The 18,677-nt window shown below is 47.8% G+C and carries 18 protein-coding genes; 10 read left to right on the plus strand and 8 right to left on the minus strand.

All coding sequences use genetic code 11. The features are described 5' to 3' along the window. Positions 1 to 239: 239 nt before the first annotated feature. The gene (locus tag LG384_RS11085) at positions 240 to 773 is read right to left on the minus strand and encodes a LuxR C-terminal-related transcriptional regulator (RefSeq protein WP_045442694.1); all 534 of its coding nucleotides are present in this window, start codon (positions 771 to 773) and stop codon (positions 240 to 242) included. 1,132 nt (positions 774 to 1,905) lie between these two features. Between LG384_RS11085 and LG384_RS11090 the strand changes: the two genes are divergently transcribed. Next, complete coding sequence (locus LG384_RS11090; RefSeq protein WP_225760897.1) at positions 1,906 to 5,061, plus strand: autotransporter outer membrane beta-barrel domain-containing protein; 3,156 nt, start codon at positions 1,906 to 1,908, stop codon at positions 5,059 to 5,061. 177 nt (positions 5,062 to 5,238) lie between these two features. Here the strand turns inward: LG384_RS11090 and LG384_RS11095 are convergent, their stop codons facing one another. Together LG384_RS11095 and LG384_RS11100 are read right to left on the minus strand one after the other, a co-directional pair. Beyond that, a complete protein-coding gene (locus tag LG384_RS11095; protein ID WP_045442697.1) occupies positions 5,239 to 5,553 on the minus strand; it encodes a PTS sugar transporter subunit IIB in 315 nt (104 codons plus the stop codon). Between the two features lie 127 nt (positions 5,554 to 5,680). Beyond that, the gene (locus tag LG384_RS11100) at positions 5,681 to 5,959 is read right to left on the minus strand and encodes a hypothetical protein (RefSeq protein WP_045442700.1); all 279 of its coding nucleotides are present in this window, start codon (positions 5,957 to 5,959) and stop codon (positions 5,681 to 5,683) included. Between the two features lie 236 nt (positions 5,960 to 6,195). On the opposite strand from LG384_RS11100, the gene LG384_RS11105 reads away from it, so the two are divergent. Both LG384_RS11105 and LG384_RS11110 read left to right on the plus strand, forming a co-directional pair. Beyond that, a complete protein-coding gene (locus LG384_RS11105) occupies positions 6,196 to 6,828 on the plus strand; it encodes a CatB-related O-acetyltransferase (RefSeq protein ID WP_225760898.1) in 633 nt (210 codons plus the stop codon). A gap of 152 nt (positions 6,829 to 6,980) precedes the next feature. Continuing rightward, positions 6,981 to 7,907 carry a diguanylate cyclase gene (locus LG384_RS11110; RefSeq protein ID WP_048221483.1) on the plus strand — a complete coding sequence of 309 codons (927 nt, stop codon included), beginning with the start codon at positions 6,981 to 6,983 and terminating at the stop codon, positions 7,905 to 7,907. A gap of 272 nt (positions 7,908 to 8,179) precedes the next feature. On the opposite strand, the gene mgtS is transcribed toward LG384_RS11110, so the two are convergent. After that, the gene (gene mgtS / locus LG384_RS11115) at positions 8,180 to 8,275 is read right to left on the minus strand and encodes a protein MgtS (RefSeq protein ID WP_000901362.1); all 96 of its coding nucleotides are present in this window, start codon (positions 8,273 to 8,275) and stop codon (positions 8,180 to 8,182) included. A 552-nt stretch (positions 8,276 to 8,827) separates the two neighbouring features. Here mgtS and urtA point away from each other — a divergent pair. The 5 genes from urtA to urtE are packed head-to-tail and all read left to right on the plus strand — an operon-like array spanning position 8,828 to position 14,297. Further along, entirely contained in the window at positions 8,828 to 10,099 is a 1,272-nt protein-coding gene (gene urtA, locus LG384_RS11120) for an urea ABC transporter substrate-binding protein (protein WP_225760899.1), read from the plus strand. 45 nt (positions 10,100 to 10,144) lie between these two features. After that, positions 10,145 to 11,719 carry an urea ABC transporter permease subunit UrtB gene (urtB, locus tag LG384_RS11125; protein ID WP_225761300.1) on the plus strand — a complete coding sequence of 525 codons (1,575 nt, stop codon included), beginning with the start codon at positions 10,145 to 10,147 and terminating at the stop codon, positions 11,717 to 11,719. Continuing rightward, the gene (gene urtC / locus LG384_RS11130) at positions 11,719 to 12,792 is read left to right on the plus strand and encodes an urea ABC transporter permease subunit UrtC (RefSeq protein ID WP_225760900.1); all 1,074 of its coding nucleotides are present in this window, start codon (positions 11,719 to 11,721) and stop codon (positions 12,790 to 12,792) included. The genes urtB and urtC overlap by 1 nt, the downstream gene beginning before the upstream one ends. Further along, entirely contained in the window at positions 12,792 to 13,589 is a 798-nt protein-coding gene (urtD, locus tag LG384_RS11135) for an urea ABC transporter ATP-binding protein UrtD (RefSeq protein WP_225760901.1), read from the plus strand. Before urtC ends, urtD begins: the two co-directional genes overlap by 1 nt. A 9-nt stretch (positions 13,590 to 13,598) precedes the next feature. Beyond that, entirely contained in the window at positions 13,599 to 14,297 is a 699-nt protein-coding gene (gene urtE / locus LG384_RS11140; protein ID WP_045442720.1) for an urea ABC transporter ATP-binding subunit UrtE, read from the plus strand. Between the two features lie 42 nt (positions 14,298 to 14,339). Here the strand turns inward: urtE and ydeE are convergent, their stop codons facing one another. Beyond that, positions 14,340 to 15,527, minus strand: coding sequence for an efflux MFS transporter YdeE (gene ydeE / locus LG384_RS11145; RefSeq protein WP_045442723.1), 1,188 nt, complete (start codon positions 15,525 to 15,527; stop codon positions 14,340 to 14,342). A gap of 198 nt (positions 15,528 to 15,725) precedes the next feature. On the opposite strand from ydeE, the gene eamA reads away from it, so the two are divergent. Then, a complete protein-coding gene (eamA, locus tag LG384_RS11150) occupies positions 15,726 to 16,625 on the plus strand; it encodes an O-acetylserine/cysteine exporter (protein WP_225760902.1) in 900 nt (299 codons plus the stop codon). A 31-nt stretch (positions 16,626 to 16,656) separates the two neighbouring features. Here the strand turns inward: eamA and marB are convergent, their stop codons facing one another. From marB to marR, 3 genes are read right to left on the minus strand one after another with little or no spacing between them, the layout of a single operon-like run. After that, positions 16,657 to 16,875 carry a multiple antibiotic resistance protein MarB gene (gene marB / locus LG384_RS11155; protein ID WP_045442728.1) on the minus strand — a complete coding sequence of 73 codons (219 nt, stop codon included), beginning with the start codon at positions 16,873 to 16,875 and terminating at the stop codon, positions 16,657 to 16,659. A gap of 31 nt (positions 16,876 to 16,906) precedes the next feature. After that, positions 16,907 to 17,290, minus strand: coding sequence for an MDR efflux pump AcrAB transcriptional activator MarA (gene marA / locus LG384_RS11160; protein WP_138140554.1), 384 nt, complete (start codon positions 17,288 to 17,290; stop codon positions 16,907 to 16,909). A gap of 18 nt (positions 17,291 to 17,308) precedes the next feature. Further along, positions 17,309 to 17,743 carry a multiple antibiotic resistance transcriptional regulator MarR gene (marR, locus tag LG384_RS11165; protein WP_045442733.1) on the minus strand — a complete coding sequence of 145 codons (435 nt, stop codon included), beginning with the start codon at positions 17,741 to 17,743 and terminating at the stop codon, positions 17,309 to 17,311. A 257-nt stretch (positions 17,744 to 18,000) separates the two neighbouring features. On the opposite strand from marR, the gene LG384_RS11170 reads away from it, so the two are divergent. After that, entirely contained in the window at positions 18,001 to 18,666 is a 666-nt protein-coding gene (locus LG384_RS11170; RefSeq protein WP_045442735.1) for a MarC family NAAT transporter, read from the plus strand. The last annotated feature ends 11 nt before the right edge of the window (positions 18,667 to 18,677 follow it).

Consider the following 18,677-nt stretch of genomic DNA (forward strand, 5'->3'; position numbering starts at 1 on the left):
TCCTGGATTTCGTTCCCAAAAGCTTCACCTGATTCACAGAGCGGTCGTTATTAGTACTAGCGAGCCGCATCATCCAGTTTATTACTCAGTCCCTGGCAGGGACTGAATATAAAACAGCCAAAATCGACCATCAGGAAAACATGGCCATCAGAGTTTGCCGCACAAATCAGGCGATAAAGGAACGGGAAGGCATAAACAGGGCGGATTTGAGGTTCGTTGCCTGGTGCTGATAAGCCTGGTTATTCAATCGTATGGATGATTTTCATATATTTGATTAATAAATTTAAGGTGTTAATAAGATCCTGTTGGGTTTTTAGCCCAAGCTTTGTCATTGCACTCCTTTTATGGGAGCTAATGGTTTTAATGCTATTGCCAGTAAGTAGACTGCAGGTGTCGGGAGTGATGCCGCAGGCAAGAGCATGAATGGTGGCGACTTCCTTTTCTGATAACCTATATCGATGTTGAACGCTGTTAATAACATCATTACTGCCACAAGTTAAGGCATTAATCTTTTTCCTGATGTCTTTCACTGACATTGTCATATCTATGGTTTCTCCCTGTTTAACCTCAGTTGAAAACAACTCCTTCCATCCAATGTTATATTTTTTGGGTGTAATATAAACAATAAACCCGTCAAAATCAGCAGCCGATAGCTCTGACAGATATGTGATATCTATAAAGACAAGCCTCTTGGTTTTGCTCTCATCGAATGCATTCTTAACTAACGAAGATAGTCCTATATGAAGATATAAATTTTCAGTAATGATGCGCATAACAGCACTCACAGTCGTAAATTACCTAAGTCCCCCCAAATTACAGTATCACTTTGTGAGTTCCTTAAGAGCTAAGTAGTTCACCACATATCTCTTGCAAATGGTTTGCTACCAAACAATAACTAATGAAACAATAAGTGTTGAGCAGGGCGTAACAATGACACGCTTCTCGTTAATTTCGCTGCATATAAAAAACAAAAAAAACACATAATGCAAATTAATATCATAAAAACAACGATTGAATAGTTTTAATTTCAAAAGCAGTGTTGCATAACCTTATGATTTTTAATTAGTTATATTGTGTTGATTGCAATTTGAACAAATTAATGTGTCACAAATCATACTGTGATATCTATTTGATTTTAATGTAAAAAACAAATATCAAAACTAAAGTAATACTAAATGTTTCATTTGAAGGTTGGCTGTGCTGAATATCCGAAAGTTATTAATAGTTTGATTCTATTGATTCAAAAGTATTGATTACTGATAGCCCGTTAAAACGCTGTCTGAATTGGCGTGCAAGAGGTAGGATATTATTAATTTGTAAAACGCCACGCGCTAATGGTGATTTTAGGAGTCAAGCTTCATTTGCATGGAAAGATCCTAAATTGTCATTATCATCCCGATTAAACTTTGAATAATTATGGAGCGGCGTTATTATTCGATAAATCAAGAAATGGCTTGCCATAATCTGCACTTGTGCCTGTGTTTAGCTAACTTTTCGTGAATTAGAATGTAAGGATATTCATTTGTATGTTGTGAAAGTGTTATCTGTAGTTTAATGACTTTCATTTAAGAATGTTCTGTGTGAAATATATCAGAGTCCTGAGTTACTACCCCTTGGTTATTATTACAGGTGGAGATTAAAAATCTATTCATTCTGAACATGTGCCGCTGTCTATGCAGGAATGAGCATGCTTAACTGATTCACTTCTAATTCTGACCTATGAAGGTATCCCTTCCTGTAAATGTAAAAAATGAAAGTATTACCTATAAGGTGGCTGCGCTACCTTTTTCATTATGCAACTAAGCACATATGCAGGCGAAATCATCTACGGAGCTTGACCTTATATAGGTTTGGGAAAAATCTCATACCAAAATCTTAACTACCTGAAGGGTATGGCTGAAATTTATGAATACTATTTATAATATCGTCTGGAACCATTCACTTATGGCGTGGACTGTTGTTTCAGAATTAGGAAAAGGGAAGGTAAAAAGCTCTTCCTCTAAAGGAACCAGTTATAACGGAATTAAAAGTACATTAATTATTGCCCCGGCGTTACTGATTATTGCTGGCGGGGTAAGCGCCCATGACGTAAGTGGTATTGTCTATACCGACGGTTCGTCTTTCTCAAATTCACTTTCAGGCGATGAGCACGCTATCGTTTCCGGTAAAGTGCGCATCGTGGGTGCGAACCAGCCTTACGCGGGGAGTAACGGGAATATCACCGGTACGGTGACGACGGATAAAAACGCATCGTCAACTCACGACGATTTCGGTACGGATGAAATCAATATTACGAACGGCGCCACCCTGATCGCGCAAACCACAGGCAAATTTGATTTTGATAACAAACTGGTTGGTGATGGTGCTCTTATCGCCGACAACAACAATGGAAATTTCAACTTTACCGCAGCGGCGGGCGATCAATTTGCCGGGGATGTGACTCTCAAAAACGACCACTTCGCCCTGGAAAGTACCAATACCACCGCGCTCACCAATGCGACGCTGCATATCGGAAGTGGGAATATCACCACCGTTGGTACCGGAACACAAAATATTGGCGGGCTAGTTTTTGAAGGCGGTACTCTGGTATTTGGCGATGTTTCGCCGGGTACTACCACCAGCGATCGTGTTATTGAGACCAATAATGAACTCGATTTGACCGGTAGTGGGACGGTCAAAATCACCAACGATGGATTCTTTGATAACCAGCCGCAAACGCCAAACTCCGTTGCACCGCTGCTTCAGCAGGATAATACAGGGACAATGGTTGAGCTGATCGGCGCTAACGGGAAGGTCACCGGGAATGGCGGCAATCTCACCCTTATCGACCAGGACGGTAAAGTCATCTCAAATAAGGTGACCACAACTGTTGTAAGAAACGGATATATCGCGGCTGAAGCTATCTACGATTACCGTCTGACCAGTGGCGATAATAGCGATGGCTTGTATGTTAACTATGGCTTAGTCGAGCTTGAACTGGTGAATAGGGGCGACAATTCGCTGACGCTGAATGCGGAAGGCAACACCGGCAACGCCGCCGATCTCAGTGCTAAAATCACCGGTACCGGGGATTTGCGTATCGACACCGACACCGACGTGAGCTTATCTAACAATGCTAACAGCTACACAGGTAATACTGATGTGGTCGCCGGTACCCTGAAAATGGGCAACGATAATGTACTGGGGGATACTCACTTGCTGACCGTTCACAGCGGCAGCAAGTTCGACATGAACGGCCATGCTCAGTCCTTGCGAAACATAGTGACAGAAGCCGGCAGTGTACTGGACTTTAACCAGGGCACCCTGACCATGACAGACGGTTGGGGGGGCAGAACCATTGCTGGTGATTTGACGGGTGATGGGCAACTGATACTGACTAAAGGTGCCCGCGTGATTATTAGCGGTAGTGGCGCGGGAATGACCGCCAACACCACCAATGACTCCGGGAATATTACGTTGTTATCTGCTGATGGCCTGGGCAGCGGCGACGTTGATAACCGTGGTTGGATCACACTCGGCCAGGATGGCGTTAATGCAGCTGTCACCGACTATCATACCGGCTCCATGAACAACAGCGGCACGGTGACGATAGGTTACCGTGACGCCGCATATAAGCCGGTGGCAGGCACCACGCTGACTGTGAATGGCAACTACACGGGAAATGGCGGGCACCTGCTGCTTAATACCGTGCTGGGCAATGACAGTTCAATAACTGATAAGTTAGTGGTTACTGGCAATACCTCGGGTAATACCGATGTTAGCGTCACCAATGCCGGGGGTAATGGTGACTACACGCTAAATGGCATCGAGATTATCAGCGTAGGCGGTAAATCTGACGGTATCTTTACTCAGAAGGGCCGTATTGTGGCCGGGGCTTATGACTATTCACTGGTCCGCGGTACCGGCGACAATAGCAGCAACTGGTATTTAACCAACACAATGCCACCGGTTGACCCTGTTGATCCTCCCGTTGACCCCGTGGATCCACCTGTCGATCCCGTAGAGCCGCCGGTGGACCCTGTTGACCCTCCCGTTGATCCTGTAACACCGCCGGTTGACCCCTCTGATGAAACACATGTTAACCGCCCTGAATCAGGTAGCTATCTTGCAAACATTGCGGCTGCGAACACGTTATTCAACACCCGTCTGCACGACCGTCTGGGGGAAACGCAGTACGTTGATGCTCTGACTGGTGAGAAGAAAGTTACCAGTCTGTGGCTACGCCAGGTCGGTAGCCATAATAACTGGCGTGATGGCAGTGGTCAGTTGAAAACACAAAGCAACAGTTATGTCGCACAGTTGGGTGGCGATGTTGCGCAGTGGTCAACCGATGGCCTGAACAGAGGCCACCTGGGTCTGATGGCGGGTTACGGTAATAACCACAGTTCTACCCGCTCTTCCGTCACGGGTTATGATTCAAAAGGTTCGATAAACGGTTACAGCGTTGGCGCTTACGGCACCTGGTTTGCCAGCGATGCGGATAAAGCAGGGTTGTATGTGGACAGCTGGCTCCAGTACAGCTGGTTCAACAACCAGGTTAACGGGCAGCAACTGGCCAGCGAATCTTACAAATCGAAGGGCTTTACGGCCTCGCTGGAGACGGGTTACACCCAGAAACTGGGCGAGTTTGCTGGCAGTAAAGGGACGCTTAATGAATGGTTTATCCAGCCACAAGCCCAGGCCACCTGGATGGGTGTGAAAGCAGACAACCATCGTGAAGCCAATGGAACCCGCGTTAGCAGCGGTGGCGACGGTAACGTACAAACCCGTCTGGGCCTTCGTACGTACCTGAAGAGCCATCATGCGATGGATGACAACAAAGACCGTACTTTCGAGCCGTTCATTGAAGCCAACTGGTTGCATAATACGCGCAGTTATAACGTGAACATGGATAATGTCCACATCAGCCAGGCTGGCGCCCGCAACATTGGCGAAGTCAAAGTGGGTGTTGAAGGACAGATTAACCCTCGGGTCAATCTGTGGGGCAATGTCGGCGCTCAGATGGGCGATAAAGGATACAGTGACACCAATGCCATGGTGGGTATTAAGTATAACTTTTAATGCCGCGCTAACCGGGGAATTCTCCCCGGTTTTTATTTACAGGAATCTCCCTCGAACCTCGTCCAGTATGTTCTGGGCGAGGTGAGTGTTTCCGGCGTAGTGGCGTACATAAAGGTAATGTGCCGCGCTTAAGTTGATAAATTACCTATACATGATGTGTATGGTCGACCGCACAATTTAATCGATCATCTCAGGCATATGAGCGAGTACAAAGCTTAATACTTTCTCTCCGTCCAGCGAGGCATACGGAAGACTTTCTATAACAGCAATGGGGCGTAAGTCACCGACAACGGCTTTGAGCTCAGAGAGTTTGTACTGGATGTGGGGAGCAACCAGAAAACAGTCGAATGCAGGTGCCACACTGGCAAAATTATCCAGCCCAACTGCGCTGATTATCATCTGGTGGTTTTGTGCGTTCGCTATTTTCTGCATTTTTTTTGCCAGAGAATTAGCTGTATTTCCGAATAAGCAACATATTAGTAACTTTTTCATGATTATGTCCTTCAGGGAACCGATCACACACTAATCCCGGTAATCACCGGAAAATGCGTTCTCGATCATGTTTGCATGACAATAATCACAGGCGAAGGATAAAGCTGCGTTTTTTCAGCAGCCTTGTCTATTTGAAATATTTATCTAACGGATCGTGATGAGATTGCTTTCGGTAGAAGAAAAACCATACCACAAAGCCGATTATTGCACCCAGCCCTGAAAGTTTGAGCAAAAGTAGTTTTCGTAACTCAAAGTAATCAGTGACAGTAAGTTCGCCTCTCCACAGATCAATGGCTACACCCGCTACAACAAAATCAGCAAACAACGCCATGACTACAACTGCGATAGCGTACGCACAAACCAGGTAACATAGTGAACAAATCCTTACTTTTGTGTCGACACGCATACATGTCTCCGTTGTTAGTTTATGCAAAAAACGATATCACGAATCCATAGCGATTGTTGATGTTACGGATAAACCTGGAGTAGAACCCCCAACTTTATTCTGTGCCAGATAACCACCAGCTTCAGGTTCGTCAGCCGCCAGATGACTCATCTGATTTCTCTCATGACAATCAGATATAATGAGGCCATTCATAATTGCGTTGTTTTTTAAAAACGCTGTATAAAAGGATGACGGAAATGTCAGGAAAGCATTGGTCAAGAATGGAATATCTTCATCAGACAGTGACTAACCCAAATATTTGTATCAAAGGGACTCATAGCTATTACAGTGACTGTTGGGATAAAGGATTTGAACATTCAGTTGTGCGATATCTGTTCGGTGATGAGGTTAGTAGAGGCTGGGAACCTCTTGGCCATCTGGATAAGCTGATTATCGGTAATTTTGTCTGTATTGGCGCGGAGAGCGTTATTCTTATGGGGGGGAACAGTACACATCGGCTTGACTGGATAAGTCTTTATCCCTTTATGGAATCTATTAAGGATGCCTACCAGTTTCGTGGTGATACCGTACTACAGGATGGTTGCTGGCTAGGTATGCGAGCAATGATAATGCCTGGCGTCACCATTGGAGAAGGCGCCGTAGTGGCCGCTGGTTCGGTTGTTACCAAAGATGTACCTCCATACGCAATCGTTGGGGGCAATCCTGCAAAAATCATAAAATATCGATTTCCTGAAAATGATATTAAGCGATTACGGGATCTTGATTTATATCAAATTCCAGAAGAAAGGTTGCTAGAGTTACAACCACTATTATCATCTGGAGATATTTCAGAACTGGAATTGAGAGTCTCCAGCCTCAGAAAAGCATAGCCGTGAGGGTGATACAGTCTGCGTAATAACAGCCCGTATCACTGCTAATTTTAACGGTGGTATATTAATTACTATTAATAAGTTTACATAAGTTTTCTTTTTTATCGTTAAACTGTTTCTGTTGAAGTGCTCACACAGGGAAGGGAGTCGAGATGATAAAAAGAACACCGGAAATAGATACAATTTTGCTGGAACTCAATCATTCAATTGATGCTCACTACAAATGGTTGGTGAAAATGTTCCGCTGCGTCGTATCGTCTGACGTCACGCAGTTGGACATTACAGGGTCTCACGCGCATTGTGCCTGCAAATTTGGTCAATGGTTAAATAATTCTGCGCCGCAAAATAATGGAGATTGTAGTTATATTGCCGGGATTACATCCGCGCATGAAAAAATGCACTCGTTAGGTAAAGAGTTACTATTGGCGATAGTCGCAGAGCGTAGTCATTCATGGCATTTTGATAGCTTTCAGGACGCGCTATTGTCGTTTACGTCTGCGGTAATGGACTATAAAATATATTTACTCAATATTCGTAGCAATATCGATGTGTTAACCGGGTTGCCCGGCAGAAGGATGCTTGATGAGACTTTTGACCGCCAGTTGCTCGATGCTGAGCCACTTAATTTGTACATCGTATTGCTGGATATCGACCGTTTTAAATATGTTAATGATACTTATGGTCATCTGGTTGGCGACATGGTGTTGCGTAGTCTGGCTGCAAATCTACAAGTATGGACACGTCATGATGAAACCGCGTATCGCTATGGTGGTGAAGAGTTCATTATCCTTATCAGGACGAAGACTGATGAGCAAGCGTGCCAGGCGGGATTACGTATTTGCCATTTAATTGGCGGTAAAAAAATCTCATATCCTGACGGCGAACTGAGCATCACTGTGACTGCAGGTATCTCCCGTGTGCACCAGGGGGAAACGCTGGATATCGCTCTCGGGCGGGCGGACAGTGCGATGTATGAAGGGAAGCAGACTGGCAGGAATCGCTGTATGTTTATGGATCAACATCAGCAAATCAGGTTGGTTGAGACTAACGATCGATTGATGCCACGGGTCAGAGAGTGAGTTTTGTCTGGGGAGTTTCGTTTCGTTTAACTTTCATTGGGGTTGTCGATGATAGCATAGCCGACTATCCGTTATCTCAGCAGGGAATCGCCTGATAGCGTATAAAGCAAAACACAAATCTATCCATGCAAGCATTTACCGCTGGTCTGTCCGGCGGTTTTTTTTTGCCTGTTACGCTGGAAAATTCTTACTGGACTGTGGCGGGTAAAAAAATGGCCCCTTGTGCAGTTACGCTACAAGGGGCCGGTTCGGTGCAGGACTATCGTCGTTCATCAATCATCCCATTTGTGACTAAAATAGGCGGCCAGAAAACCGGAAAATAAAATAATTCCCAGAACTGCCATGAAAATATTCATATTACCTAACATATTAAATTACTCCTTTGCTTTTTGAGTTTCCTCTCTTACCTTAATTTCACCTCGTTTATAACCATACCCTCCATACTTCAAGCTACCTGGGGCTTCGCTCAGTTGTCGCTTGCCAGCAACTCAAATTATTTTAGATATAGAGTAGCAATTCAAACTTAAACAAAGGCTGAACTATGTGATTATTTCGACAGAAAGGTAAGTTTTTAACGCTATTTCGTCGAGGAAAATAAATAATAGTGACGAAAATAATGATGGAATAATGCAGGAACTCAAAAAGCGACTGTCATTACCCCCGTTTGTGATGCTGCAATCGATACAAAGTGTTGCACGTTTCTAATGCAACGCTGTTTCATGGTGGTTCAACTTACCTGGCATTTGAGCCCAGGTGTTGCAGTTGAATTCCTGTATTTGTTTCTAATTCATTGATTTTAAATGGGCTTAAAATATCTGGCATCGTTTTTGCCTTATTACTTCTGAACACCCTTAATTTGCACCGTTTTGTCAGCCCGGCTGCACCGGAGCTTTCGCAAATCATCTTTCAGGAGTGAAATTATGCAGCGTCGTACATTACTAAAAGCTTTTGCTCTTTCGGCCTCTGCTGTGGCAATGGGGCTAAGTTTTAGCGTCCAGGCCGCAGACACTATTAAAGTTGGCATCATGCATTCATTGTCAGGGACGATGGCAATTTCTGAAACACCGCTTAAAGATGTGGCTCTAATGACCATCGATGAAATCAATGCCAGTGGTGGTGTGTTGGGCAAGAAGCTGGAACCGGTAGTGGTTGACCCGGCCTCAAACTGGCCGTTGTTTGCCGAAAAGGCCCGTCAGTTGTTGAGTCAGGATAAGGTGGCGGCGGTCTTTGGCTGCTGGACATCGGTGTCGCGTAAATCGGTTCTGCCGGTGTTCGAAGAGCTAAACGGTTTGCTGTTCTATCCAGTGCAGTACGAAGGTGAGGAGATGTCACCTAACGTCTTTTATACAGGAGCAGCACCTAACCAGCAGGCAATTCCGGCGGTTGAGTACCTGATGAGCGAAGACGGCGGCAGCGCCAGACGTTTCTTCCTGCTTGGTACGGATTATGTCTATCCCCGTACAACTAATAAAATTTTGCGCGCCTTTTTACATTCGAAGGGCGTCGCCGATAAAGACATTGAAGAAGTGTATACCCCGTTTGGACACAGCGATTATCAGACAATTGTTGCCAGTATTAAAAAATTCTCCGCTGGCGGCAAAACAGCGGTGGTATCGACCATTAATGGTGACTCCAACGTTCCGTTTTATAAAGAACTGGCTAACCAGGGGCTGAAAGCAACGGATGTTCCGGTGGTGGCATTCTCAGTTGGCGAAGAGGAATTACGTGGCATTGATACCAAACCACTGGTGGGAAATCTGGCGGCCTGGAACTACTTCGAGTCCGTTGATAATGCAACTAATCAGAAGTTTGTTGCTGATTATCGGGCCTATGCCAAAGCGCATAAGCTGCCGAATGCGAATTCTGTAGTGACAAACGATCCGATGGAGGCGACCTACGTCGGCCTGCATATGTGGGCGCAGGCGGTGGAAAAAGCCGGCACCACCGATGTGGATAAAGTACGTACTGCGATGGCAGGGCAATCTTTCGCTGCACCTTCAGGTTTTACCCTGACGATGGATTCAACCAACCATCACCTGCATAAACCGGTCATGATTGGTGAAATTGAAAGTAACGGCCAGTTCAACGTGGTATGGCAGACCGATGCCCCAGTCCGCGCTCAGCCGTGGAGTCCGTATATCAGCGGCAATGATAAAAAGTCAGAACAGCCCGTCAAAACTGCCAGCAACTGATCTTTTGCCCTCCTGCGGGAGGGCGCAATTTTGGAGAACGCTATCATGAAAGCCATGCGCTTAATTCGTGGCGTGTTGCTGCTGACGTGGCTTTTGCCGTGGATAGCACAGGCAACAGATGCCGATATCTTTACCGCAGCCAGCCGTACTCAACAGGCCGCCTTACTGGAACAATGGTCGCTCAACCCTGAGGCGCAACGTTTACCTGTGCTGTATGCATTGGGGAGCGAAAGTCTGCTGACCGACAGCGCAAAGAATGCGTTTACAATGAATGGCACCCTGGTGCAACCGCTTGGCGCAGTGACCAGTCCATCCGGGGAGTTAACAAAAATCCGTCTGACTAACCGACTACGTAATCTGGTCGCCGGGACGTTGGCGATACATCAACTTCTGAGTGACAGTGTCACTGAAAGAGTTGCCGCTGCAAGGACATTGCAACGGGAAGCACTTCCTGCCATGTTGCCGTTTCTGCAACAAAGGCTGGCGCAGGAGACTGATGCAGGCGTGAAGTCACAGCTCTCCATTGCACTGGCAAATCTGCAACTCAACAGCACGTTGCCGCAGGTCAGACGCCAGGCGATCAAACTGTTGGCTGAGTCAAATGATCCTGAAACTCAGGCGCGGTTACAACCCTTTACCCAGATTGAATATGAACCTGATGCCAGCGTACGCGCGGCAGCAAGCGAGAGCCTGAATTCCATCGGCCATCGCATGATGATTAGCGATCTTCTTGGGCAGGCGTTTATGGGGTTATCACTGGGGTCAATTTTGCTGCTGGCAGCTCTGGGATTGGCAATTACTTACGGGTTACTCGGCGTCATCAATATGGCACATGGTGAAATGCTGATGCTTGGGGCCTACTGTACCTGGATGGTGCAACAACTGATGATCCACTTTACTCCACAGTGGTTGTCCTTTTACCCGATTGTCGCACTGCCGGTTGCTTTTCTTCTTACCGCGGGGATAGGGATGATTCTCGAACGCGGCGTTATTCGTCATCTATACGGACGCCCTCTTGAAACGCTGTTGGCGACCTGGGGGATCAGTCTGATGCTTATCCAGTTGGTGCGCATGACCTTTGGGGCACAGAACCTGGAGGTTGCTAACCCGGTATGGCTATCGGGTGGCATCCAGGTCTATGCCAACCTGATTTTGCCGTGGAACCGGCTCGTGGTACTTGGTTTTGCCATTCTGGTTCTGTTCTTTACCTGGCTGTTGCTGAATAAAACTCGTCTGGGAATGCACGTGCGTGCGGTAACGCAAAATCGCAGTATGGCGGCCTGTTGCGGTGTGCCTACCGGGCGTGTGGATATGCTGGCTTTTGGCCTGGGATCCGGAATTGCCGGACTGGGTGGTGTGGCGTTGTCGCAGCTAAGCAACGTCGGACCTGAACTGGGACAGGGTTACATTATCGATTCGTTTCTGGTGGTAGTGCTCGGCGGCGTTGGGCAACTTGCAGGCAGTGTGGCTGCCGCGTTTGGCCTTGGGATCTTCAATAAAATACTTGAACCGCAGGTTGGCGCTGTACTCGGCAAAATTATGATCCTGGTGCTAATCATTCTGTTTATTCAGAAACGCCCCCAGGGATTGTTCGCGCTGAAAGGGAGGGTTATTGACTGATGACGATGCCAATGACATTAACGCTGGCGCGTAAAGCGCCGCGTACAATGCGGATACTGGGGCTGAGTTTGTTGCTCGCGCTGATTATATTGCCGTTTCTTGCGCTCCTGCCTGCAGAGCATCCGCTGGCAATATCCGTCTGGACGTTGACCCTGGTTGGAAAAATCCTCTGTTATGCCATTGTTGCGGTTGCGCTGGATCTGGTATGGGGATACGCCGGAATGCTTTCTCTCGGACATGGGATTTTCTTCGCGCTGGGGGGTTATGCAATGGGGATGTATCTGATGCGTCAGGCGTCTGGCGAAGAATTGCCCGCATTTATGTCTTTCCTGTCATGGAGCGAACTGCCCTGGTTCTGGTGGGGAACGCAACATTTTATCTGGGCAATGCTGTTGGTCGTTCTGGTTCCCGGTCTGCTGGCGCTGGTATTTGGCTATTTTGCTTTCCGGTCAAAAATCAAAGGCGTCTATTTTTCCATCATGACCCAGGCGCTGACTTTTGCCGGGATGCTGTTGTTTTTTCGCAATGAAACCGGGTTTGGCGGCAACAATGGTTTTACCGGATTCACGACGATTCTGGGGTTTCCCATTACCGCAACCTCAACTCGTGTCGCCTTATTTTTAGCGACCGTAATGCTGTTGGTTCTGGCGCTGTGGCTGGGACTGGCGCTTGCCCGCAGTAAGTTTGGCCGTATTTTGACTGCTGTACGTGACGCTGAAAACCGTCTGACGTTTTGCGGTTATGACCCGAAAGGATTCAAGCTGTTGGTGTGGACACTTTCTGCGGTGCTATGTGGGCTGGCAGGGGCACTGTATGTCCCACAGGTAGGCATTATTAATCCCAGTGAAATGTCGCCAACCAACTCAATCGAAGCGGCCATTTGGGTTGCGTTGGGTGGGCGTGGCACGCTAATTGGTCCGGTATTTGGCGCACTGCTGGTCAACGGTGCTAAAAGCTGGTTTACCGTCATTATGCCGGAGTACTGGCAGCTGTTTCTCGGCCTGATATTTATTGGCGTAACGCTGTTTTTACCTCGTGGGGTGATCGGCTTGTTTCGTAAGGGAGATAAATAATGCTGCCAGATGAAGGACTTTTTACTCGTCAGATGCCCGGCGACCGCTTTCGTAATCAAACTGACCCGGTACTGCAACTGGAAAAAATCAACGTTAACTTTGATGGTTTCCAGGCGCTAACAGATTTAACACTCAACATTGGTGTAGGGGAGTTACGTTGCATTATTGGCCCTAACGGTGCAGGAAAAACGACATTGATGGATGTCATTACCGGCAAAACAAGGCCGCAGAGTGGACGTGCGATTTATGACCAATCGACAGATTTAACCGCGCTTGATTCGGTCGCTATTGCCCGTCAGGGGATTGGGCGTAAATTTCAGAAGCCTACGGTATTTGAAGCTCTGACAGTGGAAGAGAATCTTGAGCTGGCAATGAAAAATGATAAATCCGTGTGGGGTTCCTTACGGGCTTGTCTTTCGGGGGAACAGCGGGATCGTATTCATGACATGTTAGGGCTACTGCGGCTGGCTAACGATCGTAGTCGTCGCGCCGGACTGCTTTCTCATGGACAAAAACAGTTTCTGGAGATCGGCATGCTGCTGGTGCAGGAGCCGCATTTGTTGTTGCTGGATGAGCCAGCAGCAGGGATGACCGATGCAGAAACGGAATACACCGCAGAGCTGTTTCGGACACTTGCCGGTAAACACTCTCTAATGGTCGTTGAGCATGATATGGGTTTCGTTGAAACCATCGCTGACCATGTCACTGTTTTGCATCAGGGGCGTGTTCTGGCCGAGGGCAGTCTGCGTGAAGTGCAGGCCAATGAGCAGGTTATTGAAGTCTATCTCGGGCGATAGGAGGTTCTGATGCTACAGGTGAACGAACTGAATCAATATTATGGCGGTAGTCATATTCTACGCGGCGTGAGCTTTGAAGCGCATATCGGCGAGGTAACATGTCTGCTGGGGCGTAATGGTGTTGGAAAAACGACGCTGCTGAAGTGCCTGATGGGGCTCATTCCGACCCGCACCGGAAGTGTAATCTGGCAGGAGAAGAATATCACGCAGCGAAAGCCGCACCAGCGCGTTCAGGCTGGCGTGGCATATGTACCGCAAGGGAGGGAAATATTTCCTCGTCTGACGGTGGAAGAGAACCTGCTGCTCGGATTGTCCCGGTTTCCTGCGCATCAGGCAAAGTCTGTTCCGGATGAAATCTATGCGCTCTTTCCGGTCCTGAAAGAGATGAAACACCGCCGGGGCGGCGATCTGTCTGGCGGGCAACAGCAACAGTTAGCGATTGGTCGGGCACTGGCGAGTCGTCCACAGCTATTGATACTCGATGAGCCGACCGAGGGGATCCAGCCTTCAGTCATTAAAGAAATTGGCCAGGTTATCTCTCAACTGGCACATCGTGGTGATATGGCGATTTTGCTGGTGGAACAATTTTATGACTTTGCCGAACAACTTGCCGACCGATATTTGTTGATGTCGCGCGGAAGTATTATTCAAAGTGGATTGGGAGAAAATATGCAAGCAGAGGGGGTGCGTGGGCTGGTGGCTATCTGAGTAGTGAGGCTACAGAGCCGCCCGGGCTCTGTAGCTGCATGATCAGCAGACCGCTGGCTGACCCCAGGGCTTGGCGCGCATCCCTTTTAGCATCAGTGCCCAGGCAAGGACGATGGCGATAATAAGCACCACAAACAGTGACCAGGATGGCAACGTCGTCAAAATAACGCCACTGACTAACGGGTTTACCGCTGCGCCAAGCCAGCCCAGTGACTGGGCGGAGAAATAACTCGCTTTCATACCCGCCGGTGCAATGTTGTCGATGAGCATGTATTCACCGGGAGCGTAAATAATCTCGCCAATTGTGAAGAATGCTGCGGATATCCCCCAAAGTAGCAAGCTGTTGCCTGAGAAAATAAATCCGACCAGCCCCAAAACGAAGAAGAGTGTCCCTCCGGCCATCAGTGGTCGAATATTGGCGGCAGTGAGTCGGCGCCCGACGGCATATTGCAATGTCACTACCATCGCTGCGTTGACGGGTAGGACGACAGCGACCACTTTTTCGGCAAAATTACCGTCTGCGACAACCATAACGTACTGAGAAATACAGGACGCAAATGCGCCGCCGACAAATGAGGCCAGAAAAGCAGACAGCGTAAACCAACATAATGCTCTATCACGCAGCAAAACCGACGGAGACCATACTGATGCATTCACACCTTCTGATGTCGTTTCTGAACGCTTCACCCAGGTCTGGATAAACACCAGCGGAAAGGCCGAGCAAAGCGCCGCCAGCCAGAAGGGCAAATTAATACTTTGCATCACCAGCAACGTACCGAGCGGTGGACCCACCGTCCAGCCAATGTTAAGTACGGTGTAGTTGAGCGAAAAAATTTTGGTCTTATTGGTGGCAGAGAGATTATCGGCAAACCAGGCTTTCAGCACCGTGGCGAAGACTGAGTAAGCGCAGTTGATCAGCGCAAAAAGCAGAACTACCACCACCACGTTATGTACCAGAGGAATCGCAATAAAGCCGGATGCAAAGCCGGTAATTGCCAGCAGCATATAACGTTTTTTATCGAACTTATCTGCCAGAATACCGAACCCCAGGCTGAAAATGACACCTATTGTCAGTGCGACCGTCATGGCGTAGCCAATCAGATCGACGCTCAGTCCGTATTGACGGTTGAGGTAGATAGTCATAAACGGCAGTGTGGCGCCGCGTCCAATGGTTAGTAATAAAGATGAGGCGAGTAAAGCGAGGGTGGACCTTCTCAAGGTGGTATTCATTTTCCTGCCCGACAGTGCATGTTGTTATGTTTTTTTTAGATATCGGAAAGAAATAGCATGTCAAAAGTGTGATGTACACTCAATAAGTTGTCTGAAAATGCGCTGTATGGCCTACCTGAATTAATGATCTGTTACGGTACAAAGATTTCCGTTACTTTAACTTGTTTACAAAAATTTAATAATTCCAGGGGCGGTAGAATGTCGCGTAAAGACGGGTTGTTGGCGTTACTGGTCGTCGTCGTGTGGGGACTGAATTTTGTCGTCATCAAGGTTGGTCTGCACAATATGCCGCCGTTGATGTTGGCTGGGCTGCGTTTCTTGCTGGTGGCGTTTCCGGCTATTTTCTTTGTGTCGCGCCCCAAAATCCCACTTTCATTGCTGTTCGGTTATGGCCTGACCATCAGCTTTGGGCAGTTTGCGTTTCTCTTTAGCGCCATTAAATTTGGCATGCCCGCGGGACTGGCGTCGCTGGTATTACAGGCTCAGGCTTTTTTTACTATTGTGCTCGGGGCATTCGCCTTTGGTGAGCGTTTACAGGGTAAACAACTGGTTGGGATCGCGCTGGCAGTATTTGGTGTTCTGGTTTTGATAGAAGCCAGCCTGAATGGACAACATGTGGCAATGCTTGGTTTTATGCTGACGCTGGCGGCGGCGCTGAGTTGGGCCTGCGGTAATATTTTCAATAAGAAGATCATGCAGCATACTTCGCGTCCGGCCGTGATGTCGCTGGTAGTGTGGAGTGCGTTGATTCCCGTTATCCCGTTCTTTCTGGCATCGTTGTTCCTTGATGGGGCTGATCAAATCGTCCACAGCCTCGTCACGATTGATATGACGACAATTCTCTCGCTGGTCTATCTGGCCTTTGTGGCGACTATTGTGGGTTATGGGATTTGGGGATCGCTACTGGGACGTTATGAGACCTGGCGTGTCGCACCGCTGTCGTTGCTGGTTCCGGTGGTTGGTCTGGCGAGCGCGGCTGTGCTGCTTGATGAAACGCTAAGCGGGTTGCAGCTTATTGGCGCGTTGTTGATTATGGCGGGGCTGTATATCAACGTGTTCGGCTTTCGTTTGCGCAAGATTGTGCAGATGAGGGGCTAAAAAAAGCCCCGCGGTGGCGGGGCAAAACGAATTACAGGCTGCGCATATTGTAGTAAGGCACGCCCAATTCGTCGGACTTATCGCTTCCGGCCCCCATATGGTTGAAATCGAATGGGGACTGTTCCTGCGCAGGGGGCATAATCATCGCGTCACGATTATTTTGTAGCGTAGGCTGCGCAGTTTGTTCCGCCATGCTCTGGCCCGAAACAACAAGCAGCAGGGCCAGCATTGCAGATGACAGAAGTTTCATGATTTCCTCGGTTACGTCGTTTTACAGGCGATTAGCAATTACATTGATTAAGTGGATGCAAATACCGGGATTCGCCGTGCATATTGGTCATTCGGTATTTATGCGGCGGGACATCAAAATAGTTTTTAAATGTCCGGGTCAGCGTTTGTTGGGACTCAAAGCCGTAACGCTCAGCCAGGTAAAGGATCGGTTCGTTACTTTCTTTTAATTTTTGCGCTATTTCAGTCATTTTACGGCTGCGAATGTATTGACCTAATGAATGGCCAGTCTCTTTTTTAAACATCCGTTGCAGGTGCCATTTGGAGTAACCCGAACGCTCAGACACTTTTTCCAGCGAGAGCGGCGATTCAAGGTTATTTTCGATCCAGTCCAAAATGCTATGAATAGTGATTGTGTCAGTATTGCGTCTGGACATCGTCATACCTCTTTCTGTTTACGGCAGGATTTTCTTAAGCAAATGCTCAAGCGTTGTTACTTCGTCCGCCGTTAAGTTTTTTGTTAGTTCCTGGTGCAGGTCTTGCCCTACTAATTGATGACACTGCTCGCAAATTGCCGCGCCATGCTCGGTGAGTTTCACCAGCACGCCTCGCTTGTCATGTGGATTTGGAAGCCTTTCGATCCAGCCCTTACAGGCCAGCCTGTCGAGCATCCGCGTTAAGGCGCCAAGGTCGACAGACAGCACTTTTTTCAATTCGACAGGGGTAATGCACACCGCGCATCGGATGGAGCAGAGCACCTTAAACTGCGATGCAGTGATATCCAGCGGTGACAGATAGTCGTTTAACAAACGATCTTTTTTCTGATTAACCATGTAGATCAAACGACCCAGTGGGATGATTTCGTTGAACAGATCACTGGTGTTTTTCACAATGGTTGCCCTGGCAAGTAGTTAGTCACGGCTGATATTATTGCTTAGGCAAATATAAGTCAAATGAATGGATCAGCGAATGCCACGTTTTGCTAAAGTCGTGGGTGTCGCTTGCAGTGTGCTTATTTTTAACATTCTGATAATTATGGCTTATGCGTAAAGACGCAAAATGAATCCTTACATCGCTTAAATGGCTTATCCCTGGTGTTTCACCTTATACTTGCCGTTGACGAATAACGCACAGGAAAGATGATCTTATGATGGACTTGTTTAAAGCAATAGGACTGGGGCTGGTGGTCCTGTTACCGTTGGCAAACCCGTTAACCACCGTGGCGTTGTTCCTTGGCCTTGCCGGCAACATGAACAGCGCGGAGCGTAATCGTCAGTCTTTAATGGCGTCTGTCTACGTGTTTGCCATCATGATGGTGGCGTACTATGCCGGGCAGGTGGTAATGAATACCTTCGGGATTTCGATTCCCGGATTACGTATTGCGGGTGGGTTAATCGTTGCGTTTATCGGCTTCAGAATGCTGTTTCCGCAACAGAAGGCGCATGACTCCCCGGAAGCGAGAAGTAAGTCAGAAGAACTGGAGGATGAACCAACTGCCAACATTGCATTTGTCCCGCTGGCGATGCCAAGCACTGCCGGGCCGGGTACAATTGCAATGATCATCAGTTCGGCCTCTGCCGTGCGTCACGGTTCTGAATTTCCTGACTGGGTGATCATGATTGCACCGCCGATTATATTCGCGGTTGTCGGGATTATTCTCTGGGGGTGTCTGCGCAGTTCTGGCGGCATCATGCGCCTTGTTGGGAAAGGTGGTATTGAGGCCATTTCCCGTCTGATGGGCTTTTTGCTGGTGTGTATGGGCGTGCAGTTTATTATTAACGGTGTGTTGGAAATTATTCAAACCTACCATTAAACAACAGGCCC

This window comes from Citrobacter sp. Marseille-Q3906 (genome assembly GCF_916618775.1).
Classification (GTDB): domain Bacteria; phylum Pseudomonadota; class Gammaproteobacteria; order Enterobacterales; family Enterobacteriaceae; genus Citrobacter; species Citrobacter murliniae.

Bases quoted from the DNA above. Each gene is read 5' to 3' on its own strand.
- ydeE (WP_045442723.1), bottom strand. From the start codon at position 15,527: ATGAATACCACCTTGAGAAGGTCCACCCTCGCTTTACTCGCCTCATCT.
- urtE (WP_045442720.1), top strand. From the start codon at position 13,599: ATGCTACAGGTGAACGAACTGAATCAATATTATGGCGGTAGTCATATT.
- LG384_RS11085 (WP_045442694.1), bottom strand. From the start codon at position 773: ATGCGCATCATTACTGAAAATTTATATCTTCATATAGGACTATCTTCG.
- marB (WP_045442728.1), bottom strand. From the start codon at position 16,875: ATGAAACTTCTGTCATCTGCAATGCTGGCCCTGCTGCTTGTTGTTTCG.
- LG384_RS11100 (WP_045442700.1), bottom strand. From the start codon at position 5,959: ATGCGTGTCGACACAAAAGTAAGGATTTGTTCACTATGTTACCTGGTT.
- mgtS (WP_000901362.1), bottom strand. From the start codon at position 8,275: ATGTTAGGTAATATGAATATTTTCATGGCAGTTCTGGGAATTATTTTA.
- urtB (WP_225761300.1), top strand. From the start codon at position 10,145: ATGAAAGCCATGCGCTTAATTCGTGGCGTGTTGCTGCTGACGTGGCTT.
- LG384_RS11170 (WP_045442735.1), top strand. From the start codon at position 18,001: ATGATGGACTTGTTTAAAGCAATAGGACTGGGGCTGGTGGTCCTGTTA.
- urtC (WP_225760900.1), top strand. From the start codon at position 11,719: ATGACGATGCCAATGACATTAACGCTGGCGCGTAAAGCGCCGCGTACA.
- LG384_RS11095 (WP_045442697.1), bottom strand. From the start codon at position 5,553: ATGAAAAAGTTACTAATATGTTGCTTATTCGGAAATACAGCTAATTCT.
- LG384_RS11090 (WP_225760897.1), top strand. From the start codon at position 1,906: ATGAATACTATTTATAATATCGTCTGGAACCATTCACTTATGGCGTGG.
- marA (WP_138140554.1), bottom strand. From the start codon at position 17,290: ATGTCCAGACGCAATACTGACACAATCACTATTCATAGCATTTTGGAC.
- LG384_RS11105 (WP_225760898.1), top strand. From the start codon at position 6,196: ATGTCAGGAAAGCATTGGTCAAGAATGGAATATCTTCATCAGACAGTG.
- urtA (WP_225760899.1), top strand. From the start codon at position 8,828: ATGCAGCGTCGTACATTACTAAAAGCTTTTGCTCTTTCGGCCTCTGCT.
- LG384_RS11110 (WP_048221483.1), top strand. From the start codon at position 6,981: ATGATAAAAAGAACACCGGAAATAGATACAATTTTGCTGGAACTCAAT.
- urtD (WP_225760901.1), top strand. From the start codon at position 12,792: ATGCTGCCAGATGAAGGACTTTTTACTCGTCAGATGCCCGGCGACCGC.
- eamA (WP_225760902.1), top strand. From the start codon at position 15,726: ATGTCGCGTAAAGACGGGTTGTTGGCGTTACTGGTCGTCGTCGTGTGG.